The sequence below is a fragment of the Fusibacter bizertensis genome (assembly GCF_029914245.1).
GTDB lineage: Bacteria > Bacillota > Clostridia > Peptostreptococcales > Acidaminobacteraceae > Fusibacter_C > Fusibacter_C bizertensis.
Map to the genome: position 1 here is coordinate 131,521 of NZ_JARYZI010000003.1, position 25,845 is coordinate 157,365.

The 25,845-nt window shown below is 33.9% G+C and carries 27 protein-coding genes, 1 pseudogene and 2 riboswitches; all 28 genes and pseudogenes read right to left on the minus strand.

Annotation, left to right across the window (positions count from 1 at the left end; genetic code table 11):
- Nucleotides 1-861, minus strand: a complete 861-nt coding sequence (gene rapZ, locus QE109_RS05825; RefSeq protein ID WP_281093476.1) for an RNase adapter RapZ — start codon at nt 859-861, stop codon at nt 1-3.
- An 11-nt stretch (nt 862-872) separates the two neighbouring features.
- On the minus strand, nt 873-1,595 hold the full coding sequence (locus QE109_RS05830) for a PHP domain-containing protein (RefSeq protein ID WP_281093477.1): 723 nt from the start codon (nt 1,593-1,595) through the stop codon (nt 873-875).
- A 198-nt stretch (nt 1,596-1,793) separates the two neighbouring features.
- The gene (murB, locus tag QE109_RS05835; protein WP_281093478.1) at nt 1,794-2,696 is read right to left on the minus strand and encodes a UDP-N-acetylmuramate dehydrogenase; all 903 of its coding nucleotides are present in this window, start codon (nt 2,694-2,696) and stop codon (nt 1,794-1,796) included.
- Nucleotides 2,697-2,768: 72 nt separating this feature from the next.
- Nucleotides 2,769-3,152 carry an aspartate 1-decarboxylase gene (gene panD / locus QE109_RS05840; RefSeq protein ID WP_281093479.1) on the minus strand — a complete coding sequence of 128 codons (384 nt, stop codon included), beginning with the start codon at nt 3,150-3,152 and terminating at the stop codon, nt 2,769-2,771.
- Nucleotides 3,153-3,155: 3 nt separating this feature from the next.
- Nucleotides 3,156-4,013: a pantoate--beta-alanine ligase gene (panC, locus tag QE109_RS05845; RefSeq protein WP_281093480.1), complete on the minus strand. Its 858-nt coding sequence runs from the start codon at nt 4,011-4,013 to the stop codon at nt 3,156-3,158.
- Between the two features lie 8 nt (nt 4,014-4,021).
- The gene (panB, locus tag QE109_RS05850; protein WP_281093481.1) at nt 4,022-4,852 is read right to left on the minus strand and encodes a 3-methyl-2-oxobutanoate hydroxymethyltransferase; all 831 of its coding nucleotides are present in this window, start codon (nt 4,850-4,852) and stop codon (nt 4,022-4,024) included.
- A complete protein-coding gene (locus QE109_RS05855) occupies nt 4,824-5,681 on the minus strand; it encodes a Rossmann-like and DUF2520 domain-containing protein (protein ID WP_281093482.1) in 858 nt (285 codons plus the stop codon). Before QE109_RS05855 ends, panB begins: the two co-directional genes overlap by 29 nt.
- Before the next feature lie 296 nt (nt 5,682-5,977).
- Complete coding sequence (locus tag QE109_RS05860; protein WP_281093483.1) at nt 5,978-6,133, minus strand: hypothetical protein; 156 nt, start codon at nt 6,131-6,133, stop codon at nt 5,978-5,980.
- A gap of 70 nt (nt 6,134-6,203) precedes the next feature.
- Nucleotides 6,204-6,914 carry a protein kinase domain-containing protein gene (locus tag QE109_RS05865; RefSeq protein WP_281093484.1) on the minus strand — a complete coding sequence of 237 codons (711 nt, stop codon included), beginning with the start codon at nt 6,912-6,914 and terminating at the stop codon, nt 6,204-6,206.
- Nucleotides 6,915-6,990: 76 nt separating this feature from the next.
- The gene (locus QE109_RS05870; protein ID WP_281093485.1) at nt 6,991-7,584 is read right to left on the minus strand and encodes a hypothetical protein; all 594 of its coding nucleotides are present in this window, start codon (nt 7,582-7,584) and stop codon (nt 6,991-6,993) included.
- 131 nt (nt 7,585-7,715) lie between these two features.
- Entirely contained in the window at nt 7,716-9,647 is a 1,932-nt protein-coding gene (locus tag QE109_RS05875) for a DUF5702 domain-containing protein (protein WP_281093486.1), read from the minus strand.
- Nucleotides 9,648-9,650: 3 nt separating this feature from the next.
- Complete coding sequence (locus QE109_RS05880; protein WP_281093487.1) at nt 9,651-10,034, minus strand: hypothetical protein; 384 nt, start codon at nt 10,032-10,034, stop codon at nt 9,651-9,653.
- Between the two features lie 135 nt (nt 10,035-10,169).
- Nucleotides 10,170-12,017, minus strand: a complete 1,848-nt coding sequence (gene typA / locus QE109_RS05885; RefSeq protein WP_281093488.1) for a translational GTPase TypA — start codon at nt 12,015-12,017, stop codon at nt 10,170-10,172.
- 187 nt (nt 12,018-12,204) lie between these two features.
- Nucleotides 12,205-12,996, minus strand: coding sequence for a transglutaminase-like domain-containing protein (locus QE109_RS05890; RefSeq protein WP_281093489.1), 792 nt, complete (start codon nt 12,994-12,996; stop codon nt 12,205-12,207).
- A 12-nt stretch (nt 12,997-13,008) separates the two neighbouring features.
- A riboswitch (cyclic di-GMP riboswitch) is annotated at nt 13,009-13,089 on the minus strand.
- Nucleotides 13,090-13,149: 60 nt separating this feature from the next.
- Nucleotides 13,150-13,231, minus strand: a riboswitch (cyclic di-GMP riboswitch).
- A gap of 90 nt (nt 13,232-13,321) precedes the next feature.
- Nucleotides 13,322-14,050 carry a class D sortase gene (locus QE109_RS05895; protein WP_281093490.1) on the minus strand — a complete coding sequence of 243 codons (729 nt, stop codon included), beginning with the start codon at nt 14,048-14,050 and terminating at the stop codon, nt 13,322-13,324.
- Between the two features lie 22 nt (nt 14,051-14,072).
- Entirely contained in the window at nt 14,073-14,243 is a 171-nt protein-coding gene (locus QE109_RS05900) for a hypothetical protein (protein WP_281093491.1), read from the minus strand.
- Between the two features lie 70 nt (nt 14,244-14,313).
- Nucleotides 14,314-14,862, minus strand: a complete 549-nt coding sequence (locus QE109_RS05905) for an ATP-binding protein (protein WP_342637114.1) — start codon at nt 14,860-14,862, stop codon at nt 14,314-14,316.
- A gap of 2 nt (nt 14,863-14,864) precedes the next feature.
- Nucleotides 14,865-15,566, minus strand: coding sequence for a PHP domain-containing protein (locus QE109_RS05910; RefSeq protein ID WP_281093492.1), 702 nt, complete (start codon nt 15,564-15,566; stop codon nt 14,865-14,867).
- Entirely contained in the window at nt 15,566-15,898 is a 333-nt protein-coding gene (locus QE109_RS05915) for a DRTGG domain-containing protein (protein ID WP_281093493.1), read from the minus strand. The genes QE109_RS05910 and QE109_RS05915 overlap by 1 nt, the downstream gene beginning before the upstream one ends.
- Nucleotides 15,899-15,910: 12 nt before the next feature.
- Nucleotides 15,911-17,146 carry a [Fe-Fe] hydrogenase large subunit C-terminal domain-containing protein gene (locus tag QE109_RS05920; protein WP_281093494.1) on the minus strand — a complete coding sequence of 412 codons (1,236 nt, stop codon included), beginning with the start codon at nt 17,144-17,146 and terminating at the stop codon, nt 15,911-15,913.
- Nucleotides 17,147-17,170: 24 nt separating this feature from the next.
- The gene (locus QE109_RS05925) at nt 17,171-17,617 is read right to left on the minus strand and encodes an ATP-binding protein (RefSeq protein WP_281093495.1); all 447 of its coding nucleotides are present in this window, start codon (nt 17,615-17,617) and stop codon (nt 17,171-17,173) included.
- Between the two features lie 38 nt (nt 17,618-17,655).
- The gene (locus QE109_RS05930; protein WP_281093496.1) at nt 17,656-18,003 is read right to left on the minus strand and encodes a DRTGG domain-containing protein; all 348 of its coding nucleotides are present in this window, start codon (nt 18,001-18,003) and stop codon (nt 17,656-17,658) included.
- Nucleotides 18,004-18,067: 64 nt separating this feature from the next.
- A complete protein-coding gene (tmk, locus tag QE109_RS05935) occupies nt 18,068-18,700 on the minus strand; it encodes a dTMP kinase (RefSeq protein WP_281093497.1) in 633 nt (210 codons plus the stop codon).
- A 222-nt stretch (nt 18,701-18,922) separates the two neighbouring features.
- On the minus strand, nt 18,923-20,671 hold the full coding sequence (locus QE109_RS05940) for an NADH-dependent [FeFe] hydrogenase, group A6 (RefSeq protein ID WP_281093498.1): 1,749 nt from the start codon (nt 20,669-20,671) through the stop codon (nt 18,923-18,925).
- A gap of 41 nt (nt 20,672-20,712) precedes the next feature.
- Complete coding sequence (gene nuoF, locus QE109_RS05945; RefSeq protein WP_281093499.1) at nt 20,713-22,509, minus strand: NADH-quinone oxidoreductase subunit NuoF; 1,797 nt, start codon at nt 22,507-22,509, stop codon at nt 20,713-20,715.
- 31 nt (nt 22,510-22,540) lie between these two features.
- Nucleotides 22,541-22,906, minus strand: coding sequence for a (2Fe-2S) ferredoxin domain-containing protein (locus QE109_RS05950; RefSeq protein ID WP_281093500.1), 366 nt, complete (start codon nt 22,904-22,906; stop codon nt 22,541-22,543).
- A gap of 9 nt (nt 22,907-22,915) precedes the next feature.
- Nucleotides 22,916-23,401, minus strand: a pseudogene (locus tag QE109_RS05955) (NADH-quinone oxidoreductase subunit NuoE family protein).
- A 238-nt stretch (nt 23,402-23,639) separates the two neighbouring features.
- Nucleotides 23,640-25,556: an excinuclease ABC subunit UvrC gene (uvrC, locus tag QE109_RS05960; RefSeq protein ID WP_281093501.1), complete on the minus strand. Its 1,917-nt coding sequence runs from the start codon at nt 25,554-25,556 to the stop codon at nt 23,640-23,642.
- Between the last annotated feature and the right edge of the window lie 289 nt (nt 25,557-25,845).

Sequence of the window (25,845 nt, forward strand, 5' to 3'; positions counted from 1 at the left end):
TTATCCTTCCTTCCTAGCATCTCTGTGTATTGCATTTGAAGAATAGCCATTTTTTTGATATTGCTCAGTTAGTGCATTGGCAAACGTAACCGATCTATGTTGACCACCAGTACAACCTATGGCTATTACAAGTTGTGAGCGTCCATCTTTTATCATATTGGGAATTATAAAGTCAAGTAAATTTGTCAATTTCAACAATAACTCCTTGCTTTCATCAAAGCCCATAACATAGCTACTTACTTCAATCTCGTTACCCGTTAATGCCCTTAACTCTTCAATATAATAAGGATTCGGTAGAAACCTTACGTCAAATAAAAAATCTGCATCTTGAGGCAATCCCTTTTTAAATCCAAATGATACAAAAGTCAAATGAAGCGGTAAATGATGCTCAGATAACTCAAGTGCTTTTGATATAGTATTTTTTAACTGTGACTGTGTTGTCGTATTGGTATTGATTACAAAATCAGCTTTTGCCCTTAAAGCAGCAAGAAGCTTTTTCTCTGATTGGATTGAATCTTCGATTCTTCCATTGGGATCCAGTGGATGTGTTCTTCTCGTCTCTTTAAACCGTTTTAGAATGACTTGATCATCTGCTTCAAAATAAAAGACCTGATATGGATAACCTTTTTGTTTCAACAAGGTCAAGTTATCCTCTAAATCTTTAAAAAACTTACCACCTCTTATGTCGATAACCAGTGCAACGTTATTAATGTTTTCGGAGTTTTGTTCAAGCAACGCTATAAAATTTGGAATCAAAGAAGGCGGTAAATTATCTATGCAATAAAACCCTATGTCTTCAAAAACTTTTTTTGCTTGACTTTTACCTGCTCCCGATTGGCCTGAAATAATAATGAAATTCACTTAAATCTCCCTTATTTTACATTGTATATTTTAGTTTTATCTACGCCAGCGATATAAGCACGATCTAAGGCATTGCTTACAGAACCTACATTCTTAACTTCATGCGCATCGCTACACACCGCAAAGTTTACAGGATATTTCATTGCTGCTTTTATTTCTTCTATTGTCAAATGTCCATGCGAATTATTGATTTCCAGAAGCGTACCCTTATTTGCCGCTGCCTCTGCAACTGCATCAATGTCGATTGGTCCTTTAGCTCCTGGATGTGTAACCATATTTATTTTGTTTTTTTCTATTGCCGTAACCATGGCGATTGTATTGATTTTTTTCGCTTTTTCATAGAAATGTTTCGAAAATTTACTCAAAATATTATAGATATGGATTTTATAATCTTTTTTTAAATTGCTCCCAAAATGGTAGCCAGCATTAACCCAATCGATCATTTGCCACATCTCTTCATCGATATCAATTTCACCATTTATGCCAAGTATATTGGCTTCTAGCCCGAGTAAAATATTAATCTGAGGGTATTTCAAATTCAATTTATCAATATCTGCTCTTAATATCGGATAGTTCTCTTTCTTGATCCCATATCCATTGTGAGCAGGACCATGATCTGTGATAGCAATCTCTTCAAGTCCAATTTCTATCGCTTTCTTAACGATAGACTCTAATTCATTTTTACTGTCGCCACTAAATTTTGTATGCATGTGATAATCAGCTCTTACAATCATCAATCCACCTCCTAGATGCTCTTCATGATAATTATACCACTCTTTTTTAATTTTAATTTTTTTTATCCTTATGAGATCATTTTTTTAAATTGATACTTCTATCAATGAAGTTTATAACATAATAATTAAAAGCACTAGCCCCAATATCTTAATTTAAATTAAACATAATTGAGTCAGTGCTTTATATATATAGGTCCATTATTCTTTTCCGAAGATTCTTACTTCACGTTCAAGTTCAACATCAAAAGTATCAAATACAACTTTTTGAACTACCGAAATCAGTTCCATAACTTCTTTACACGTTGCATTTCCTAAATTAACGATAAAACCACAATGTTTTTCAGAAACTTGAGCATCTCCATGCCTTAAGCCCCTTAAACCCGCTTCTTCAATAAGTTGTCCGGCAAAGTAACCAGATGGTCTTTTAAATGTGCTACCAGCACTAGGTAGTTCCAGTGGTTGCTTGCTCACTCTTTTCTTAGTGAGTTCATTAGTAATTTCTTTGATCATTTGAAGATCGCCCTTTTTCAAACGAATTCCCACTCGCAACACAATATAATTTCGATCTTTAACGATGCTTGTTCTATAACCAAACTGCAGATGGTCTCGATCAACACGTAATACCTCACCACACATCGTCATAACATCTACCCATTCAATTACATCTTTCATCTCACCGCCGTATGCACCAGCATTCATGAAAATTGCGCCACCTAAAGTACCTGGAATACCAGATGCGAATTCAAAACCTTGTAATGATTCTCTCAAAACGACCTTAGAAAGTTTTGATAAAAGTACGCCGGCTTCAGCAATAACTAAATCATCTTCAATTGACACTTTACTAAGTGCATCAGAAATTTTAATGATTAAAGCATCAATACCTGAATCCTCAACTAATATGTTAGAACCATTACCCATTATAAAAAAAGGCTGTTCTAGTCTATGACATAAATCAATTGTTTTTTCAATTTGCTTAAAATCACTAGGTATCACTAACGCTTTAACTTTTCCGCCAATTTTAAATGAAGTATGGTTGGACATTGGCTCATCTATCAGAATTTCATGATTCGCATAAATCTCATTAAGTGCTTTAAATAGCATTTTATATCTCCAAAATTACATTGTATTTAACCTTTAACATTTTAACATAAAACATATAAGCTTACAAACAAACTATTTAATATCACCATGCTTTTCCACATGGTCTATTTCAACAATTTTATTTGATTGATCTAATACCACTACATTTGGCTTAAATGTTTTTGCTTCATTGGCATCAATCAAACAATATGCAATGATTATAACTACATCACCAGGTTGTACTCTTCTTGCTGCTGCTCCATTTAAACAAATTACACCACTACCTCGTTTACCAGCGATTGTGTAAGTTTCCAATCTTTCACCATTGTTATTGTTCACAATTTGAACTTTTTCTCCTGGTAAGATTCCAGCCGCATCAAGTAAATCTTCATCAATTGTGATACTTCCTACATAGTTAAGATTTGCTTCTGTTACTGTTGCTCTATGAATTTTACCTTTAAACATCGTTAATAACATTAATTATTGTCCTCCTACTCGACCTCTATAATTATCAATTAGCCTTGTGCTACCAAACTTTACGGCAAGCGCTATTAAAAATTCACCCTCTATTTTAGAAATGCTTTCTAAAGAACGAACATCCACTATTTGAATATAATCTATTATAGCAGATTTACTCGTTTCAATAACTTGAGTCAATCTTTGAATAAGAATTTCGGCTTCTCTCTCTCCATTTTCAATTAGTTTTTTAGCTTCTTTTAATGCTCTATTTAAAACTAAAGCTTCTTTTCGTTGTTCAGTGTCAAGATAAGTGTTTCTAGAGCTCATCGCAAGGCCATCTTCTTCCCTAACAATTGGACAAGGAATAATCTTTACTGAAAAGTTGAGTTCTCTCACCATTTTTTCAATTACGGCTACTTGTTGTGCATCTTTCTGCCCAAAAAAAGCAAAATCAGGCTGCACAATATTAAATAGTTTTGCAACAACTGACGTAACACCTTTAAAATGTGATGGTCTTGACGCACCACAAAGTTGCTTGGTTATATTACCTTCACAGTCAACATACGTTGAATATCCTTCAGGGTACATTTCAGAAACTTCAGGTGCAAAGATTAAATCAACGCCAACTGAATCACATAACGCTTGATCTCTTTCCAAATCCCTAGGGTAGGTTGCTAAATCTTCTTTAGGACCAAATTGAGTTGGATTGACAAAGATGCTTACTACTGTGAAATCCGACTTTTCTTTTGATGTTTGCATCAGCGATAGATGCCCTTGATGTAAAAAGCCCATCGTTGGTACAAAACCAATTGTTTTTCCATTTGATTTTTGTAAATCTATAATACTTCTTAATTCCTTAATGGTTTTTACTGTTATCATTTATCACCTCAATAAAGCTTATTTATAACGTCATCATCTATTTTAAAAGTGTGCTTTTCTTCTGGAAAACTACCCTCTTTTACTTCTTTAGCATATAGAGTTGCTGCTTCTATTATACTTGCTTTTAAATTAGCATATTGTTTCACAAATTTCGGTGTCAAATCGGTAAACATTCCGAGCATATCTTGAATCACTAAAACTTGACCATCGCAACCATTTCCAGCACCAATACCAATGGTCGGTATTGTCAATTGTTCTGAAATTAATTTAGCTAATTTAGCAGGGACACATTCGAGAACAACTGCAAAACAACCAAGTTCTTCTAGCATCTTTGCTTCTTCGATTAATTGTCGTGCTTGTTTTTCTGACTTACCTTGTACTTTAAAACCACCAAACATATTGACAGATTGCGGCGTTAGTCCTAAATGTCCCATAACAGGGATTTGCGCTGCAACTATTGCTTGTATACGTGATTTAATATTAATGCCACCTTCAAGTTTTATAGCATGTGCGCCTGCTTCTTTCAAAAATCGCCCTGCGTTTCGCACGGCTTCTTCATCATTGATGTGATAACTAAGAAAAGGCATATCTGCAACAACCATCGCAGATTTTGCTCCTCTTTTTACAGCCTTAGTATGATGAAGCATATCTTCCATAGTAACAGAAAGGGTATCTTCATAGCCGAGCATGGTCATACCTAGAGAATCACCCACTAATAAGCACTCTATTCCAGCTTGATCTAGTAAAGATGCCATTGAATAGTCATATGCTGTTAATACTGTTATTTTTTCATTGTTCATTTTGTGAGCCTTAAAAGTTGATGTTGTGATCTTTGTCATAATCATCCTCCTCGAGTAATTTTTCTAGCTTCTTATGAACTAACTTTTGATGATTTGTCATTTGCAAGGTATATTGCCCAAGTGCTCTATATAGTGGCACTAAATCTTTACTTAGCGCATTCAAATGTGCCTCTATAGTACCGACATCGCCTCGAACAATGGGACCAGTGAGTGCTTTTTTTGTCCCTAGTATATTGATGTTATCCAGAGTGTTTGAAACGAGCGGCCATATGGCCTTCTGTGCTTCATCAGCATCAAGTCCAAGTTCCATAAACTGGCTTAATCCAAAATCAATTACAGCGACTAGGTAATTTGAAATGATTGCAGCTCCAGCGTGATATTTTGATTTTAGTTCAGATTGAATGCCAAAATAATTAGTTATTTTTAGGTTGAGTCCCGATTCAATAAAAACATCTAAATTTTCAATACCAAAATAGATATTATCAAAACTTCGCAGATCTGATACCACATTAGGAAAAGCCATTAGTGGATGAATAGAAAACACACGGTTACTCAACTTCTTTAAAGACTCTACCGTATGCGCACCACTAGAGTGGAAAAAAAACTTTTCAGAAAAATCAATGCCTTGGGTTTCAAGTTCAGATACAACCCTATCTATTTGGTCGTCTGGAACTGTAATTCCAATCACATCTGAAATTCCTACAAGTTTGTCTAGCTCGGTATATATATCAACTTGTGATAGCCGTTGATCAAGCACAAGTGCTTTACCATGTCTAGAATAATATCCAGATATACTATACCCTTGCTCTTTAAATAACAAGCCTAGCGATTGACCTACTTTGCCAGCACCTATAAATCCTATAGTCATATCAAGCTCCATTTCCCATTGGTCAAAAAAATAAAAAACCCTTTTTGCACAAGACAAAAAGAGCTACAAATTCTGTAATCTAATCTTTCAGTCTCATGCAAATGCTTTGAGCTGTAATAAATTATTGAACAACTTTAGTTGTAATATACTCTTGAATCATCATGTATAGTCCCTACGGGTACTATCAAAAACATTATAGCACAAAGCATATTATAAATTAAGAAAAAATTGTGTCATTTCTGTAAACGAAAAAATGCTACTATGAATACAAAAGTTTTCACAATAGCATTTAATAATTATTCTTTTGTTTTTGTTTCATACATCATAGCATACTCATGATCAACTTCTGATTCACATGATTTACACAAATTATACTTGTTCACCTTTTTTTCATCGCCACAACGTTTACAAAATTTCACTTCAAATTGATTACCCTTAACGATATCCTTCATACTCAGCCTCCATCAATAGCATTATTGTATACAATTATCCTATAATGTAATTTTACTGTATGGCTGGTAATTATGCAAGTGTTTTTATAAAATCTTTCATAATTTCTTTTCTTTTTTCTTGCTGAATATGGGTCATTGCTAATATTTTCTCGAAAACTTCATAGGAAACAAGATTATATTGTTTACCTATTAACTCTAATAAAATTTTTCCTAAACTAAAATAGTCACTCGATTCATCAACTTTATCAGTTAAAAACATCATCTCAGGTGAGATGTACCCCCAACTGCCTACAAAATGATTTAGCTGTTGCCTGTTTTCAGTAAAGATAGATGTACTAAAATCAATTATAAACACATTGTAGTGCCTATCAATAATCAAATTCTCTGGTTTCAAGTCAAGATGCAATACACCTTCAGTATGAATTGCATTTAACGCTTTAATTGCATTATACAAAATAAGCTCTAAATTTTGCAATGAAGCGTTTTTTTTCATTTTACTCTTAATTAATTGAGAAAATGTAATACCATCAATATTATTCGTGTAAATTTTCAGTGACTGATGCGTCATTTTATAATCAATTAACTTTGGAATACAATTGCAATTCGATTGGTTAAGTTTTTTTAGTATAGTAAGTTCATCTAATCCCTCTTTTACATTTGTCGTCTTGCATATAAATTTAAATCCTGTTTTTATAAATTCCACTAGCTCAACTTGAGGTGTTATTTTCGAGCGTTTGTACTCGCCAAGTGAAATATCTAAAACCTTACTTTCAGTGATCAATATTCGCCTCCGTTTAATATCAAATTTATGAAACAACAATATGAAAAACGATTTTCACAAAGCTCACATTTGACTCCTACCGTTCTTCAGCAACAAAATCATAACAATTTTTACAAGCTGTATATCCTTTTTCCTTAGCAAGATTGATGACGATACCAAATTTACTTTTTCTAAGATGAAAACAATCTGCTTTATGGTATTTTTCGCCATAAGTGGTTATATAAACAGTTGCCTCTTTAAATTGCTCACCATCAGAAACTGCAGCAGCACTTAATGGTATATAAATCTGCTTCACTCTATTAAGTGATAACAATTTATACTGATACTTAATTTCAAATTGTGCAAACCCAAATCCATCAAACTCAATTTTAGTACTTATAATTTTAACAAGATTTTCAATACCTTTATTATGAATTTCCTTTTTAAAAATTGTTTTTGACAACTCATTAAGAACGTTTGTATTAATCTTTTCTTGAATTATTTTTTCATGCCCCATGAAGGGCATACTATAAAGGCTCATTTCATCTCTAGTATTTAATGCACTCCAAGTAACTCTCTCATCAACATAATAAGATATTAACGTTCCAAATAGAGTGATCATTATAATCATCATTATCGGAAATGTTACGATAGCCTCAAGTGCGATTGATCCACCTTCATCCTTTTTCATCATTTTTGATTTTCTGTTGAGAATACACATGACTCACTCCTCATAACTCACCTCTCATAAAATAGTCACACTTATTGTCACTTAGATTACACGCATGGTGTGTTATCAAAATGTAGTTTCAATGATTTCTCTTATGGGTCAATTGAATTGAAAAAACCTAATTGATGCATCCTTGATAATAATCGTCCTGAATCTTTCCACTTTATTGTAACGATATGACCTCTTGAAAAGTTTGATAAAGTATAACGCGCCTCACTACTTTGGTTTATCTCTAATTCAAAAAGAGTCATTGTCCTTTTAATTGTCTTTTCAAATGATTGAACGTATAACAATACCCTTAGATAATCTTGGTAATATAAATTTGAATTCATATTATTTTTCACCTTATCATCTGCTTTTATTGACGAGTACTTTTGTGAACTTGAGTCAGCTTTAAGTAATGCCTTTATATCCGTTCGCCAATCGGTTGATTTTTTTATCATTGCAACACCTTCACCTTTTAACAATGCATTAACATCGGTATAACTTTCAGCAGTAGACCAAAGTAGAATTCCACTACTAAAAGCGATTGCACGCCATGGCTGAGGTAACGCGACTGTCAATTGTCCCAATTGTTTTAGTTTATCTGACGATTGCATTAAGCTTAGTAAATTTGATGGGATTCTAAGTGCAATAATTGATAAACGAATTTTAGACATACTGTTTTGCTCTTCACTTTCACCAGTAATAATGTATTCAATTTCACCATTAATTGTTCTTTCAGTAGTTAGTCGATCATTAAATTCAAATTTTCTAGGACAGTTGCGATCGTAACTTTTAAAAACGGTTAATAGATATTCTGAAATCAATACTTTTTGACTAAATAATTCGCTTTCAAAATGAAAGGTGTCTTTTGTATGATCTAAGGCGTCTGGAATCTCTAATTTTTTATCTCCTATTTCTATTCCAGAAAAATTTTGTTCAAGCTTGTAAAGTGCATCTAAAATGCTTTCATAGATACTTTTACCGGTCTCTTTGATCTCCATTTTAACTACTGAGTCTACTTCATTTAAAAGCCTCTCAATGTCTGCATTATAAGCATCAATTGAAGATACTAGCTGTTCCTTAATCAAATGTAAATTGTCAATTTCAAACTCATTTAAATTTTCAACGTCTTCTTCGGAAGCTAACTTTTCAATATCACTTTGAATCTCAGTCAATTCAAACTCAAGAATAGTAATATCCATCTCAATAACTCTAATCTTTTCTTCTATTTTGTCGACAGCTTCCAGTTCATCAGAAATTTCCTTACACCATTTTAAAAATGAATCTTCTATATTGATAAACTCCTCATATTTTTGGTTATAGAATACTGTGCTAATTGCTTCATTTTTTTCCATATCTACTACTTCACTTAGTTGATTCATTAGAATTCTCATATCAGCTTCAAACTCTCTACTTAGTTTCTCTAGATACTGTTTTATTGAATTTTTATAATTTCCAAGCATATCTACTGATTTTGCATCTAATAAAGACATTTTCAACAGATTGATTTCATTCTTCTCAAAGTATTTTTCAAGTTTTTTTTCGGTATGACTCAAACGATCCATCAAAGTTTTAAATTTCGCAAGTTGTTTATTTTGCTCAAATATCTCAAAACCTTTTTCTAGAGCTGACTGTGTAACGACAACAACCGCTGCATTGTTTAAAGCGTTTATAAATACCTCTGGATCTGTTAGAGTATCTCTATGGCTTTCAATTGTTATGTCCGAAAGATTAGTGATCAATTTGTTCTTAATAGCATATTGTTTTGTTAAATTTTCAAAAGACAAGTCCTCTGTATTTGCTAAAATTCCAAACTCATTAAAAATGAATCCATTATACCTAGATAAATATGATTCACTTGAGGCATATGCTAACTTTTGCATTTCATTTTCATTTTCTATCAATTGTAGTAAAGAATATGTTAACACACACCCCAATATAATCACAGGTAAAATAATCACGAGTAAAATGGAAATACCACCTCTTTGATCATCACATGTATATCTAAAAGCGCCCCTCTTTCTGCCCTTATCATCCATTCTTTACTCCTTTGAGTCTTCTCTTAGAAATATTTGACTCGCTTCGTTAGCAAGTGCTAAGAACGTCCTATTGTAGCGTACAATATGCCAATCACCTTTATTATTAAAATAATCTTCACGACTTGGTAGTGTGAATTGATTATTAATGGTACTTGTATTCTCTAAAATATTAATTTGATAAAACAACCAATCTCTATGTATAACTGGATATTCGTTTTTAGTCGTCAGTGTATTTATTGATGCATCTTCTAAAGTATTCATCAAAAAATATCTTGAAAAGTTCATCTCATCTAAATTCAATTGTGTTGCAAATGAAAATAAAGAGAAAATAAATAATATAATCACTAAGATTATCGGTATTATAATAACACTCTCTAAAGCGTTCAAAGGAATACCTCCTAATATATGGGATTTATACAACATTAACATTTTTTATTTATAATGTCAATATTTAACATTTTTTGCATAAAAAAAAGCATCCAAAAACAAGTTGTTATTTGGATGCTAGTATTTATCTATAAATTATACAGTTTCAACAATTTCTTGTTCTTTAAAAACTTTATTTCTATTTCTTAAACGATCCGTTTCGTTAAGAAGTCTCTTTCTCATCCTTAATGAGTCAGGCGTGATTTCAAGTAGCTCATCGTCTTCAATGAAAGTCAAAGCCTCTTCCATATTAAAGATTTTAGGTGGTAAAAGTTTTATTGCATCATCAGATCCAGAAGCACGCGTATTTGTTAATTTCTTATTCTTAGTTGGATTAACAACCATATCATCTCTTCTAGAATTGATACCGATAATCATCCCCTCATAAACTTCTGTACCCGCATCGATCATCATCGTAGCACGATCAGATAAATTAAAGAGTGAATAAGACATTGCAACGCCACCTTGTTGAGAAATTAAGACGCCATTAGCACGTTTTGGAATTTCCCCTTTATACGGTTGGAACTCATAGAATGAGCGAATCAATACACCTTCGCCTCTTGTTACGTTTACAAATTCACTACGGTAACCCAAAAGCCCTCTCGTTGGTACAACAAATTCAACTCTTGTATAACCATCTTCAGCATGCATCGTCTCCATTAAACCTTTTCTGATACTAAGTTCAGAAATTACAGACCCTGAATACTCATCAGGTACAATAGCTATAACGCGCTCAACAGGTTCACATCTAACACCGTCAATATTTTTCATCAACACTTGTGGTTTTGAAACAGCTACTTCATATCCTTCACGTCTCATGTTTTCTAGTAAAATAGAAAGATGTAACTCTCCTCTTCCAGAAACTCTAAATCCATCTTGAACAGAATCAAGTGCATCTACTCTTAGTCCTACGTTTACTTCGAGTTCTTTATCCAGTCTATTTTTCAAATGTCTATTCGTAACAAATTTACCACTTCTGCCACAGAAAGGTGAATCGTTGATTAGAAAATTCATTGATAAAGTTGGTTCTTCAATTACGATCATAGGCATCGGATCAATAAAACTTGGATTACAGATAGTTTCACCAATTGATATATCATCAATTCCTGCAATTACAACCATATCGCCAGCATAAGCTTCTTGTACTTCTGCTCTAGATAGCCCCTCGTAGACGTATAATTTTGAAACACGAGCTTTTTCAACTGTGCCACCACGTTTACTTACTGCGATCTGTTCACCTTGTTTAATTGTCCCTCTAACTACTCGACCAATTCCAAGTCTTCCCACATAATCATCATAATCAAGTGACGATACTTGTAATTGCAAAGGTTCTTCTTTTGAAACAGCATATGGTTCAACATGGCTTAAGATAGTTTCAAACAATGGTGATAAGTCAGTGCTTTCCTCTTCCATTGTACGTTTTGCAATGCCTTCTTTGGCAATACCATATACAATTGGGAAGTCAAGTTGTTGGTCATCTGCATTAAGTTCTACAAATAGGTCAAAAGTCAGATCAACTACCTCTTCCGCTCTTTGATCTTTCTTATCGATTTTATTGATGAAAAGAATTGGTTTTAAACCTCTTTCCAAAGATTTTTTAAGTACAAAACGTGTTTGAGGCATTGGTCCTTCACTAGAGTCAACTAATAAAACCACTGTATCAACAGTTTTCATAATACGCTCAACTTCTGATGAGAAGTCAGCATGGCCTGGTGTGTCTACTATATTTATTTTGTATCCATTGTACATAATTGAGCAGTTTTTAGAATATATAGTAATGCCACGTTCACGCTCTAAATCATTACTGTCCATAACACAATCTGGTACAACTTCATTTGCTCTAAATACATTGCTTTGATTAAGGAATGCATCTACTAATGTAGACTTTCCTGCATCGACATGCGCAATCACTGCAATATTGATGATGCCTTTGATATTTGACATTTAAACTCTCCTGTTTACATAAAAAGAAACGATATTTTCAACCTTTTAATTTTATACCATTTTCAAGGTAAAAGATATGAAAAGTTGATAAATAATAAAAAAAACTTTTTTAAAAAAAAGCCATTGTCATATCAAGATATGACAATGGCACAAATTGTTAGGGGAAGGAGATTAATTAACTGCTAGTTTAGTATATTTTAGATGCTTTATAATCATTAAATGATTTATACATCGAAACGCTTTTTTTTGCTTGTACGTAAGCTGAATCAACTGTGGTGTCAACCACTTTCCATTCGCCACTTACAAAGACTTCATTCCATGCATGATAAATCTCTTTTGTAGGTGTTGAGTAGCCTTTAACAAGTTTTGTGGGAACACCAACACTTCTTAACATCGCTGCTGTTAACGAAGAATAGTCATAGCATATACCGATTTTAGAAGTATAAATTGTATCCACATTTGGAAAATAACCACTTGTTACTGTTTTAGCTTTATCGTAATCATACTTGTAATTTTTGGTTACATAATTATAAATTGCTTGAACTTTATCTTCATCTTTTATTAAACCTTTTGTCAATGCTTTTGCTTTAATAACAGCTAAAGATGAATCAGAAAACTCAATATCTTGTATTGACTCTAAAAAGACACTATTGCTATTCACTAAATCCAAAGTTACATTGGCTTTTGATAATTCTTTATAACTATTGCCAGTTGTGTTTTGCATCACTCTAACTGTATAATCACCATTTCCTAATTGAAGCGGAAACTGATTAATATCGTTATCAACGATTGGGTAAGTATATCTCACACCATCTTTTTCAACTAACAATAGAATTTTTGCACTGCTTGTATCTTCAAGTTGAACTTTAACTACACCGTTTTCGATGTCTGGTTGGATGACTTGAGAAGAAGCAAATGATTGTGTTGAAGTGCCAATTAGCAATAACAAAGCTACTGCAAGACTCATCATTTTTTTCATAAAAGCTCTCCCTTCGGTAGCACGGCTGCCATTCTTTCGAAAGGCCCTATGGCTTTGCGTCCCATCGTTTCCAATGGTTTGCTATTTTCGGTGAGAGTTACTCATCACAATATGAAATTATTGAAGCTTTTCAAAAAATAGAAAATCTTCTCATTCGGTGGCTAGGCTGCCATTTTTTAAAAAAGGCCCTATAGCTTTGCGTCCCACCGTTTCCAGTGGTTTGCCTTTATCGTGAAAAGAGTATCTCTTCACAGTTACAATTACTGATTCTCTTATAGTATAACATACTTTTGGAAAAGTAAAATTACGTTACTGTTACGAAATTTTATGGATTTTGTAAAGCGTGTATGATTAATCGATGTGTAGGATTCTTTACAGGATCACACGTTACAAGTGTTAAAATTTTGTCTTTATCATTTCTATAAAGTACTGAAACTTCTGTAGGTTCAACGATTAAGGTTTCATAGACAGTATATTTATAAACAGTATTGTTTGTCGTAACTTCTATGATATCGCCTTGTTCAATTTCATCTAAACGGTTAAAAAAGATCCCGTAGGAACGACCTCTATGCCCCGCAATACCGACATTGCCAATTACTCCAAAATCAGAAGTTCCACTTATAACTGCTGCACCTCTATTTAAGTTTTTTTCTGTAGCACCCATAAGAACTGGCATAATTAGATCAATCTTAGAAATTTTAATTTTTCCAATGACACTTTTATCCACCGTTTTGGGCTTTTCTGTTGCGGCTTCAGTAGTTTCAACAACTGTCGTACTTTCCGTAGTGTTTTCAACATTCTCAACTTCTGTAGTTTCAGCCTCATTTGAGGTCTCATTTAACGCATCATTATTTTCATAAATTGCTTGAAGTGCTAAAAAATCAGACTCCGCCATTGGAGGTGCTTCTTCATTAAGCATCAATTCATTATCATATGCCGCTAACAGCCTTTGATTCCAATAATTAATGTAAAGCTTATTGCCAATAGGAAAAGCCATAATGCCAATCCCTGCAATGATTAATAACGTCGATAACCACTTCTTCCACTTTGTCATATTTTCCTCTTTTCACTTTGTATTATTCACCAAAATGCCTATAACTGTCTAGAAACATCAACATTATGCCGGAACCTATTCCAAACACGCCTAGAGCAATTCTCACGTATTGATCCATCTGTATACCATTCGTCACAAATAGCAGGACTATGGTAACAATTAATACTTTTATACCCATTTTTTTTAAATTCAAAGCGCACCTCATTGTTCTCTTTATTAAATAACCATAACATAATCTCAAATATAAAGTAAATAGGCATACATTAATGTACGCCTATAATTTCTGTTAATCCTTCTGAAATATATTCTCTTAACCATTTGATTACATCTAGATTATTGATAGGAACACCATCAAGTAGTTTCTTAATTTCTTTAGTATTTAACGTAAAAGTTTCATTATTATACGTATGTGTATAAACCAAATCCATATGTTCACATGCATTAATAATGGTGATAATCGTTTCGGGCATATCCCCAAGTGGTACTCTGTCTATATGGCTATGTTGAAAGACTGCAGTAATCTCAGTTCCCGAACCCAGTTGTGATTTAATTTCAAAGTAACCACTGCATTGCTCAGCTGAAAGCTTAAATAACGGTATACCAAGTCCAACCTTACGTGTCGTTCTTGTCGTATAAAAGGGATCAATAACTCTACGTACTGTCTCAGAATCCATCCCTGTGCCATCATCTTTAATCTTTATCGTCAATCGATCTGTCTCTAGATTTTCAATCACTGCAATTCTCAAACATTCTGCCTCAGCTTTTATAGAATTTTGAGCAATATCTAGTATGTGTAATGAAAGCTCTCTCATAATTAAACCTTCCCCGCTAAATAATCAATGACTGCTTCACAACTTTTCGTTTCTAATTCAAAGCTGTGTATAGGTTCATGTATATCTTTTAAATAATGTGCATCAGAATTGAAAATGCTTTTAAATCCACTCAACAAGTTTTCATTAAGAGGACTTTTTTCGTGGATTTCTACGGTGTGAACATTAAGTTCACTTGGAATAAAACCCAAATTGACTATGATACTATTAGATGACTTGTTAACATGTGCAGGTACAATTGTACCTCCAAATTGAATTACCATCTTCTTTAAATCTTCTAGCGATATGTTTATCGACATCATCAATGCAATATCAACCTCTTCAATCACTTGATCCTCAGCATCCATTAGCCATTGATTTCCAAATATTTTTGCATTATTTTTAATATTGGTTTTGTATCGAGCAAGTTCAGCTTCAAATAATTTTATATTTTTAATACTCGGAAAATAGCATAAAACGTGAACTTCTTCTTTCGTTTGAATTTCCATTCCTGGAATTAAGAGTATCCCAAGTTTTTTAGCTAAGAAATCTACAACCTCAACATTGCCCGCTGAATTATGATCAGTCACAGCAATTACATCTAACCCTTTAATAAAAGCCATGTTGACAATATTATTTGGGGTCATCTCATCATCACCACAAGGAGATAAACAAGTGTGTATGTGTAAATCATAGAATAGGTTCACTACTTTATACCAGCTTCATATAAAATCTTGAAAATTTCAAATACTTCTAATTGTGTAGAAAGCATTACTACACCTTGTTCATTCGCTTTATCTATAATTTCTTGTTCCACTGATATATTTTCCGGAATAATAATACAAGCAAATTCTAGTAAGGAAGCAACCGCCAAAATATTATTATGTGTTTGAACCGTAATCCAAGCGGTATCGTGCTTTCCTTTTGCCATGACCCAGCTTAATAAATCGCATGAATAAACATTGGAAATTTCTCTATCTAGATCATTTCCTGATAAATGTGAAAAACCATGATTCTCAATTAATGTTTTAACTTGCATACGCATACCACCTTATCTTTTATTTAACAATAAGCAATCTTCCAATTTGGCATATCCATTTACTATATCTTCTGCCAGTACACGACAGTTCGGTGAACCACACGCCCCGCAGTTTATACCAGGCAGCATTTGAGTGTATTCTTCAATTTTCGCCATTTTTTCTAAAGCACGCTTGAAATCAGTATCTAATTTAAATATAGGCATTGGTTGTATCGGTGTATCCCACTCCATCGTTTCTGGAGATAACTCAATATCTATATCCACAGTACGGTCCATACCGTATTTTTTTGTTAGTTTTCTAACTCTATTTTTTCCGATAAATGTATTTTCAACATTGAGTGGTCCACCTACACAGCCGTTGACACACGCATACCCTTCAAAAAATTCAAGGGAGTTAAGCTTCCCAATCTCCATAGACTCCAATACTTTGATAACTTCATCAATGCCATCAACGGCTATATAGTCATCTATATCCATGGCGTAGCTCTGGCCTCCAACTCGGGCCCAGCCAATACCCTTTCCAGTGGATCTTTGAATCGATACTTTCGGAATCACTTTATCAATGATTTTCATCACTTTATAGTATATTTCTTCTGTTGAAACGGCTTCATCTATACTAGACTTTCCAATTCCAATTGGATTCTTAATACTTGTGACTTTAGCTGGACATGGTGAAATATAAATAATCCCTATTTCTTCATCTAGATACCCTTCACTGATCAGTCTTTTTCTTACATGCCTCGCAGCTATCTCCATAGGCGCTTCAAGTTTGATAATATGTTCAATAAGAGCTGGGTATTTAATTTGTATCAGTCGTGTAATAACAGGGCAGTAAGTAGAAATAAGCGGTTTATTGACATGTGCCTTATCTAAAAGGTGATTTTCATAAACAGCTAAAAGTTCTGCAGCATGTGCAGTATCATAAACTTCATCAAAACCCAAGTCCAATAAAGCATTATATACAGTATTCATTTCATATTCTTCTGGAAATTGACCATAAAAAGAAATAGATGGGATTGCAACCGTATATCTATAGTTTTTAACCACATCTAACGAACTTACCAAAGCACCTTTCGCATGATAAGGACAAACTCTTAAACATTCACCGCAATCTATACATCTATCTTGAATGATTCTCGCCTTCCCATCGATAATACGAATCGCTTGAGTTGGGCAACGATCTAGACAATGTGTGCAGCCATTGCAGTAGTCTTTTTCTAACACTACCGAATGCCAATATTCTTTCATTTTGACCTCCATATTGAGGGATGATTAGTAATTAACTACCATTTTAATATTCGTTCCAACATTAAGTGTAGATTCGATGACAAACTCGTCACTTACTTTTTCCATATTAGGTAACCCCATACCTGCTCCAAATCCCATTTCTCTCGCAACATTAGTTGCTGTAGAATAGCCTTTAGTCATTGCAAGTTCGACATTTTCTATGCCAGGGCCTTGATCTTCTATATAGATTTCAACACATTCAGGTTTAATAAAAACTTCAATTGTTCCCCCCATAGAATGTATCACTAAATTTATCTCTGCTTCATAAGTTGCTATTGCTATTCGTCTAAGTATGTTGGCATCAATCGCCAATTGTCTTAGCATATTTTTTATTTTGCTTGAAGCTTCACCAGCTCTTGAAAAATCATCTTTGAGTATGTCATAGTGCAACTTCATCGCTAAATTTTCTTCATTTTTAAAATATGAATTCATAGATAAAATTCCTCTCACCTCTGATGCGTTACGAAAACTTATATTGTAATGCCTCTCAGTCCATTTTCATAAAGTACACCAGATACAGTAAACAATGACTCTCGAGTTGACATGAGTAATATTTGCTTATCTTCAGCTAGAGCAACCATCTCATTACATGGTTTCTTGCCTCTAACAAACAAAATTGCTTTTAGGTCCAGCATCTCTGCAGTACGAATAACTTGTTGATTTGTCAATCCAGTTATTAATAAAGTATCTTCCTCAACATAAGCGAGTACATCGCTCATTAAGTCAGATCCAAATGCTGTATTGATTTCAAGTTCTAGCCCAGGTTCGTATGCCAATACATCTGCTTTTATTATTTCCCTAATGTATTTTAAGTGCATTTTTGCCTCCTATAAGTAATCAAAAGTTAATTATTTAACAATCAATACTTACATTATAACACCTTTAACAACGGAGTTCAATTTCTTTTATTACACTTAAAAGCACGTTTTCAAGGTCTTCATTGGCATCGATTTTAACGATTCTCTCTGGATATAAATCAAGCAAATGAAGATAACCTTTTCTGACCTTCTCATGAAATTGTAATCCCTCAAGATCCAACTTGTTGATTTCTCGGTCAGGATTTTGAGAAATTCTATCCAAACCAATTTTCGGCTCAACATCCAAATACAACGTCAGGTCTGGTAAAAATCCCTCTATTGCAAATTGATTCATCTGAAAGACTTCATCAATACCAATCCCTCTTACATACCCTTGATAAACTAAAGATGAATCTACAAATCGGTCAAAAATAACTATTTTCCCAAGGTCAAGTGCTGGCAATACTTTCTCTATCAAGTGTTGTCTTCTTGCTGCAGTAAATAACAAAGCCTCCGTTCTTGCATCCATTTCATTATATTTTTGATCAAGTGTTATCTTTCTTATTTCTTCAGAGATTCTAACACCACCGGGTTCTCTAGTGATAATAAAATCCAATTTTCTTTTCATAAAGTATTCTGCAATTTTCTCTATAATTGTTGATTTTCCTGAACCTTCTCCACCTTCGATGGAAATTACAAGTGGTCTATTTAATGTCATCAGTTGTTCTCCTTATTTGTAAATAAGTTAATCCAGTTGTCATGGTCATTATTAATAATCTGATTGGTCACTGATTCTATTTTAAACTATTTTTCATGTTTTTGAAACCAGACATTTGAACCTCATCAAAAGAAACAAAAAAAGGCGCTTCACGAGCAGATCATTATCTACTCGTGAAACGCCTTTTTTATAATTCTTAAAATTGAAATTTAATGAATCACCTTATTTTAATGGAAACTTTTCTCTAGCAACAAAGTGCGTATGAAGTAATTCATGCGCTTTGTGACTATTTGGTTTACCAAGGTATTCATCATATAATTTTTTGATTTCAGGGTTTTTATGTGATTTTCTAACTTCTTTAGAAGCATCTTCAGAGTAAAGTGCTTTTGCTCTTTCAGCTCTGATGTCAATCACATTTCTAACGTTAGCAGGTTGTATCGGTTGACCACCGCCGTTTACACAGCCTCCTGGACAAGCCATAACTTCGATAAAGTGGTAATCTGCTTCGCCGTTCTTGATCTTCTCAAGTAAGATACCAGCATTAGTTGTGTTGTGCGCAACAGCAACTTTGATGTCCATACCTGCAACATTAATTGTAGCTTCTTTGATCCCTTCAACACCACGAACTGCAGTATAGTCGACGTTCTCAAGATCTTCTCCAGTTAATACGTCTGCAACTGTTCTGATCGCTGCTTCCATAACACCACCAGTAGCTCCAAAAATTAAACCTGCTCCAGTATAGTTACCCATAAATGGATCGAATGTGCCATCTTCAAGCTTATCAAACTCAAGTCTAGCTTCTTTAATCATAAGTGCAAGTTCTCTCGTTGTAATAGAGATATCCACATCTCTGTTACCATCAACTTCAAGTTCTGGTCTTACGATTTCAGATTTTTTAGAAGTACATGGCATTACAGACACAACTACGATATCTTTAGGGTCGATACCATGTTTTTCTGCATAATAGCTTTTAGCTAATGCACCAAACATATTTTGTGGTGATTTACAAGTTGATAAATGTGGTAACAATTCTGGATATTGGAATTCAATATATCTTACCCAACCTGGTGAACAAGACGTAATCATTGGTAACACGCCACCATTTTGAATTCTATCTAATAACTCTGTTCCTTCTTCCATGATCGTAACATCAGCAGCCCAGTTTGTATCAAAGATTTTGGCAAAACCAAGTCTTCTAAGTGCTGTTGCTAATTTACCAGTTACATTAGTACCGATTGGATAACCAAACTCTTCTCCAAGTGCCGCTCTAACAGCTGGTGCAGATTGAACGATAACATGTTTTGATTTGTCTTCAAGTACTTCCCAAACTTTATGAATAGCAGATTTTTCTGTTAAAGCACCTACTGGACAAGTTACCATACACTGACCACAATAGATACAAGGAACATCTCTCATGCTCATCTCAAATGCAGGTCCAACAGTTGTTTTGAATCCTCTATTTAAGAATTCTAAAATACCGATCCCTTGAACATTTTTACAAGCACTTACGCAACGTCCACAAAGGATACATTTGCTTGAATCTCTAACAATTGAAGGTGATAAATCGTCAAAAGAAGGAATTCTTTTTTCGCCTTCAAAAGGAATTGTTCTGATGCTTAATTCTTCAGACAACGACTGAAGTTCGCAGTTTTTGCTTCTTACACATGTTGTACATTCTCTATTGTGATTTGCTAATAAAAGCTCTACTGTATTTTTTCTAGCTTTTCTTACTCTAGTGTTGTTAGTGTTTACAACCATACCATCACGAACTGGAAGTACACAAGAAGCTTGAAGTGCTCTAGCACCTTCAACTTCAACAACACATACACGGCACGCGCCAACTTCGTTGATATCTTTCAAGAAACAAAGTGTAGGAATATCAATTCCAACTGTTCTTGCCGCTTCTAATACTGTTAAATTACTTGGTACTTCATACTGAATACCATTTATAGATAAACTTACATTACTCACGATAAGTACACCTCTTTCATATAATCTGGATTGGCCTAATCTTATTGTTTAACAATAACTTTCTTAGGACATTTCGGAATACAAGCGCCACATTTGATACATTTTGCTTGATCGATAACATGATTTTGCTTAACTTCTCCACTAATAGCATCAACTGGACAAACTCTTTTACAAGCTGTACAACCGATACATCCATCAGTGATAACGATAGACAATAAGTCTTGACACATACCTGCAGGACATTTCTTATCTACGACGTGAGCAATATACTCATCCCTAAAGTATTTTAAAGTTGATAATACTGGATTTGGTGCGGTTTGACCAAGTCCACAAAGTGAAGAATCTTTGATAGAATGACCCAAATCTTCAAGTCTATCAAGGTCTTCCAAAGTACCATTACCAGAAGTAATTTTCTCAAGAATTTCTAACATTCTCTTAGTACCTTCACGACATGGTACACATTTACCGCAAGACTCATCAACCGTAAAATCTAAGAAGAATCTAGCGAAGTCAACCATACAGTTTGTATCATCAACAACAATCATACCACCTGAACCCATCATTGAGCCAAGTGCAGTAAGTGTATCAAAATCGATTGGTGTATCTAAGTGAGCTTCAGTTAAACATCCACCTGATGGACCACCAGTTTGAACTGCTTTAAATTTTCTACCATTCGGAATTCCGCCACCGATATCAAAGATTACTTCTCTAAGTGGTGTACCCATAGGAATTTCTACAAGACCAGTATTGTTAATTTTTCCGCCCAAAGCGAAAACTTTAGTTCCAGGAGATTTTTCAGTACCAAATGAAGTAAACCAAGAAGCACCATTTAAAATGATCTGTGGTACAACAGCATAAGTTTCAACATTATTGATAATTGTTGGTTTACCAAAAATTCCTTTTTGAGCTGGAAATGGTGGTTTAGGTCTAGGCATACCACGTTCACCTTCAATTGAAGCGATTAACGCAGTTTCTTCACCACAAACGAACGCACCAGCACCAAGTCTGATTTCCATTTCAAAGTTAAAGTCAGTACCAAATATATTTTTACCTAATAAGCCCATTTCATTTGCTTGTGCAATTGCAATTCCAAGACGTTTAACAGCGATTGGATACTCAGCACGGATATATACATATCCTTTCTCAGCACCAATTGCATATGCTGCTATTGCCATAGCTTCGATGATTGCATGAGGATCTCCTTCTAAAACAGAACGGTCCATAAATGCACCTGGATCTCCCTCATCAGCATTACAAGCTACATATTTAATGTCGCCTTCAGACTTAGCTGCGAACTCCCACTTTAGTCCAGTAGGGAATCCACCACCACCACGGCCACGAAGACCAGATTTTTTCATCTCATCGATAACTTCGCCTGGTGTCATTTGAGTTAATGCTTTACCTAAAGCTTGGTATCCATCAAATGCAATATATTCATCTATAACTTCTGGATTGATTACACCACAGTTTTTAAGTGCAACTCTTTTTTGTTTTTTGTAAAAAGTAACATCATTAATAGATGTTTGAATTTCAGTTACATTCGCTGATTTATCAACATATAATAAATCTTTAACGATTCTACCTTTTAATAGATGTTCATCAACAATTCTTTCAACATCTTTTTGCTCTACTCTAGAATAGAAAGAACCTTCTGGATACACGATACAGATTGGACCAGCTTCACAAAGTCCAAAACATCCTGTTCTAACTATTTTTACTTCTTTTTCTAAGCCCTTTGCTTTTAAAGCGTCGTTAAACATATCTTCAATAGTTGCTGATCCTGAAGAAACGCAACCAGTACCACCACACACAAGGACATGTGATCTATAGAAATCCATTGAATTACCTCCTAAATTGGTTTACATTAAATTATTCAGTAGCGCCTATAGTGAATTCCTTCACGATATTGCCATTAACGATGTGTTCTGCAATAATTCTACGCGCTTTTTCTTCTGTTAATTCCACGTAAGTCACTTTATCTTCGCCTTCTTTATATACTTCGATTAGTGGCTCAAGTCTACATACTCCGATGCAACCAGTTTGAGTAATCTCAACTTCTTTTAAACCTCTTTTTTGTACTTCATCCATAAGTGCCGCTAAGATTGGACGAGCGCCTGCAGCTATGCCACAAGTTGCCATACCAACAACAATTCTAGTACCTTTTCTGTCTTTTCTTAAATCCACTCTTTTAAGAGCTTCATCACGTAATTGAGTCAATTCAGCTAAAGTTTTCATTCTTGCCTCCTAATTAGCGCTTTGGTATTTAGACATGATGCCAGGAATATCGCTTACAGTTAAACGACCATATACATCTTCATTAACAGTTAAAACTGGTGCTAATCCACATGCACCTATACAACGAGTCGCTTCTAATGAAAACTTTCCATCTGGAGAAGTTGTACCCACAGAAACATTTGTCATCTCTGAAATTTTGTCAATTAATTGTTGTGCACCTCTTACATAGCACGCAGTACCTAATCATACAGAGATCAGATATTCTCCTTTAGGTTCAAGTGTAAATTGTGAATAGAATGTCACAACACCATATATTTCAGCTAATGGTGTGTTGAGCTTCTCAGAAATAACCTTTTGCACTTCAATTGGAATTGCACCGAAAATATGTTGTGCTTCGTGTAATATCGGCATTAAAGGACCTTGCATGTCTTTATGCTCTTCAATTACTTTGTGAAGCTTTTCAAAATTTTCATCAGTTAAAAAGTTCTTTGCCATTAAAAAGTTCCTCCTTATCGATTGCTTTTTCGATTAACTATTACGTTCATCAAAACGTCTAATCCCTAGTGATTTAATAGGTTTAAACCAGTTTGTTAATTCCTTAACCCATTCCAAAAAGAATTATAACATATATTGTTCACAAAGTATACACTTAAGCTTTTTATGTTTTATGTTTTTTTTTTAACAATTTTATTGGTAAATAAAAGCTTACTTGCATTGCAAATAAGCTCTTTCTTTAGTTTGATTCAAAATCAAAAACTTCACTTGTTGGTGTTCTAAAATAAGCATAAATCGACTCTGCTACTTTGTGGTTTATACCATTAACAGCGAGCAGTTCCTCAACACTAGCTTCTTTTATACGATCAATTGTTCTAAAGTGTTTTAAAAGCTCGATGCGTCTTTTCTCACCAATTCCCTCAATTTCATCCAGTATTGAGTGGGTCATCTCTTTAGACCTCAACGATTTATGATACTCAATTGCAAATCGATGTACTTCTTCTTGAACTTCATAGACGAGTTTAAAGGCACTTCTTTTATCTTTTAGCCCACATCGTTCTCCGTTAAAGAAAAGATCTTCAGTCTTATGAAAATCGTCTTTTACCATACCAGCAACAGGAATATATAGCTTAAGTGCATTTAAAATTTCAAGAGCTGCATTCACATGTCCCTTTCCACCATCAATCAAGATTAAATCTGGCATTGCATTGTACTTTTCACTAACAACTCCTGATGTCTCAGCAAGCTTCAATTCTTCAAGTCCACGTTTATATCTTCTATACACAACTTCTTGCATTGACCCGTAGTCATTTGGTCCTTCAATAGTCTTTACACGGTATCTTCGATAGTCGCTTCTCTTTTTCTTTGCACCTTCAAACACAACCATACTACCAACAGAATAAACACCAGAGGTATTAGATATATCAAAGGCTTCAATACGATTGAGTGGTATATTTTCGGGAAAACCAAGGAGTTCTCTTAATTCTAATTCTGCCTTATTTCTAAAAGCTTCTTCTTTTTCAATTTTATCTTGGAATTTCATAATATATTCTTTTGCATTTTTAGCAACTAAGTCTATCGTTTTTTTCTTTTCGCCTTTTAAAGGGACTAAAAAATTCACCTTATAACCACTTAATTTTGTAAGCCACTCATTGTATAAGTTGATATTTTCAATATTCTCAGAGAGATATATCTCTGAAGGAATTTGATCAGATCCAGAATAATACTGCATAATAAATGAAGTTATAATTTCGGACGCTGTAGTTGAGTCTGCATTTGCTAAATTAAATGCCTCTCTTCCTTCGATTCTTCCATTTCTAACTTGAAATAACATGACGCATGCACGATCTTCAAAATTATAGGTTGCAATATAGTCTTGATTTTTACCATTGTTTTGAATAGCTTTTTGTTTTTCATTGAGTGCTTTTAGGGCAGCAATCTTATCTCTAAGTTCAGCAGCCTCTTCAAATGCCATTTTTTCAGCAGCAGTTTGCATCTTTTCACTGAGTTCATTGATCAACCATTGCTTTTCACCCGCTAAAAATCGTATGATTTTTTGAATGTATACATTATAGTCGTCTTTACTAATCATATGATTACATGCCCCTGCACACCGGCCTATGTGGTAATTTAGACAGGGTCTATCAATTTTGTCAGTAATTTTCTTACTACATTCCCTAATTGGAAAAATAGTCTGAATAACTTCAAGCGTCAACTTAACTTGTTCAGTACTTGTATATGGCCCAAACACTTTATAGTTACCCTTTGGCAATTGTCTAGTCATAAAAACTCGTGGAAAGTTTTCTCCAATGGAAATAACAATATAAGGGTACATCTTATCATCTTTAAGAAGTATATTAAACCTTGGAAGATTCTTCTTTATTAAGTTAGCTTCAAGTATTAAAGCCTCCATCTCGTTATCAGTGATAATATACTCAAACTCCTGAACGTTGATCACCATGGTCTGAACCTTGGGCATATGAGAATTAAACCCTCTAAAATATGAGCTAACTCTATTTTTTAAATTTTTTGACTTTCCTACATATATAATCTCACCGTGTACATCTTTCATAATATATATACCTGGTAAGTGTGGTAGCGTCTTTAGTTGTTCTTTTATATGATCTTTAACTTGAAAGCCTTGACCGTCCATCATCTATCCTTATCTATCATCGTTATTTTGAATTAAATCAACTTAATCATAACATGTCAATTCAGCATTCTCAACTGCGCAGAATATGTCAATAATTAATAATAAAATGAGAGTTACAAAAACTAGTATAGAAAACATTGCCTTTAAAAATCAATTGTATTCTATAATTAATAGATTTGCATCTCTCATAATATGTTGAAAATAGCATTAAATCCTATTTCTTCAAAAGCATTGTCAAAGAAACTCATTCATCTTAAGTAGTCTCTTTTTTTGACTTTGATTTAGTTCTAGT

Bases quoted from the DNA above. Each gene is read 5' to 3' on its own strand.
- QE109_RS05830 (WP_281093477.1), bottom strand. From the start codon at position 1,595: ATGATTGTAAGAGCTGATTATCACATGCATACAAAATTTAGTGGCGAC.
- murB (WP_281093478.1), bottom strand. From the start codon at position 2,696: ATGCTATTTAAAGCACTTAATGAGATTTATGCGAATCATGAAATTCTG.
- panD (WP_281093479.1), bottom strand. From the start codon at position 3,152: ATGTTATTAACGATGTTTAAAGGTAAAATTCATAGAGCAACAGTAACA.
- panC (WP_281093480.1), bottom strand. From the start codon at position 4,013: ATGATAACAGTAAAAACCATTAAGGAATTAAGAAGTATTATAGATTTA.
- panB (WP_281093481.1), bottom strand. From the start codon at position 4,852: ATGACAAAGATCACAACATCAACTTTTAAGGCTCACAAAATGAACAAT.
- QE109_RS05855 (WP_281093482.1), bottom strand. From the start codon at position 5,681: ATGACTATAGGATTTATAGGTGCTGGCAAAGTAGGTCAATCGCTAGGC.
- QE109_RS05860 (WP_281093483.1), bottom strand. From the start codon at position 6,133: ATGAAGGATATCGTTAAGGGTAATCAATTTGAAGTGAAATTTTGTAAA.
- QE109_RS05870 (WP_281093485.1), bottom strand. From the start codon at position 7,584: ATGAAAAAGGATGAAGGTGGATCAATCGCACTTGAGGCTATCGTAACA.
- QE109_RS05875 (WP_281093486.1), bottom strand. From the start codon at position 9,647: ATGGATGATAAGGGCAGAAAGAGGGGCGCTTTTAGATATACATGTGAT.
- typA (WP_281093488.1), bottom strand. From the start codon at position 12,017: ATGTCAAATATCAAAGGCATCATCAATATTGCAGTGATTGCGCATGTC.
- QE109_RS05890 (WP_281093489.1), bottom strand. From the start codon at position 12,996: ATGAAAAAAATGATGAGTCTTGCAGTAGCTTTGTTATTGCTAATTGGC.
- QE109_RS05895 (WP_281093490.1), bottom strand. From the start codon at position 14,050: ATGACAAAGTGGAAGAAGTGGTTATCGACGTTATTAATCATTGCAGGG.
- QE109_RS05905 (WP_342637114.1), bottom strand. From the start codon at position 14,862: ATGAGAGAGCTTTCATTACACATACTAGATATTGCTCAAAATTCTATA.
- QE109_RS05915 (WP_281093493.1), bottom strand. From the start codon at position 15,898: ATGCAAGTTAAAACATTAATTGAGAATCATGGTTTTTCACATTTATCA.
- QE109_RS05920 (WP_281093494.1), bottom strand. From the start codon at position 17,146: ATGAAAGAATATTGGCATTCGGTAGTGTTAGAAAAAGACTACTGCAAT.
- QE109_RS05925 (WP_281093495.1), bottom strand. From the start codon at position 17,617: ATGAATTCATATTTTAAAAATGAAGAAAATTTAGCGATGAAGTTGCAC.
- QE109_RS05930 (WP_281093496.1), bottom strand. From the start codon at position 18,003: ATGCACTTAAAATACATTAGGGAAATAATAAAAGCAGATGTATTGGCA.
- tmk (WP_281093497.1), bottom strand. From the start codon at position 18,700: ATGACATTAAATAGACCACTTGTAATTTCCATCGAAGGTGGAGAAGGT.
- nuoF (WP_281093499.1), bottom strand. From the start codon at position 22,509: ATGGATTTCTATAGATCACATGTCCTTGTGTGTGGTGGTACTGGTTGC.
- QE109_RS05950 (WP_281093500.1), bottom strand. From the start codon at position 22,906: ATGAAAACTTTAGCTGAATTGACTCAATTACGTGATGAAGCTCTTAAA.
- uvrC (WP_281093501.1), bottom strand. From the start codon at position 25,556: ATGATGGACGGTCAAGGCTTTCAAGTTAAAGATCATATAAAAGAACAA.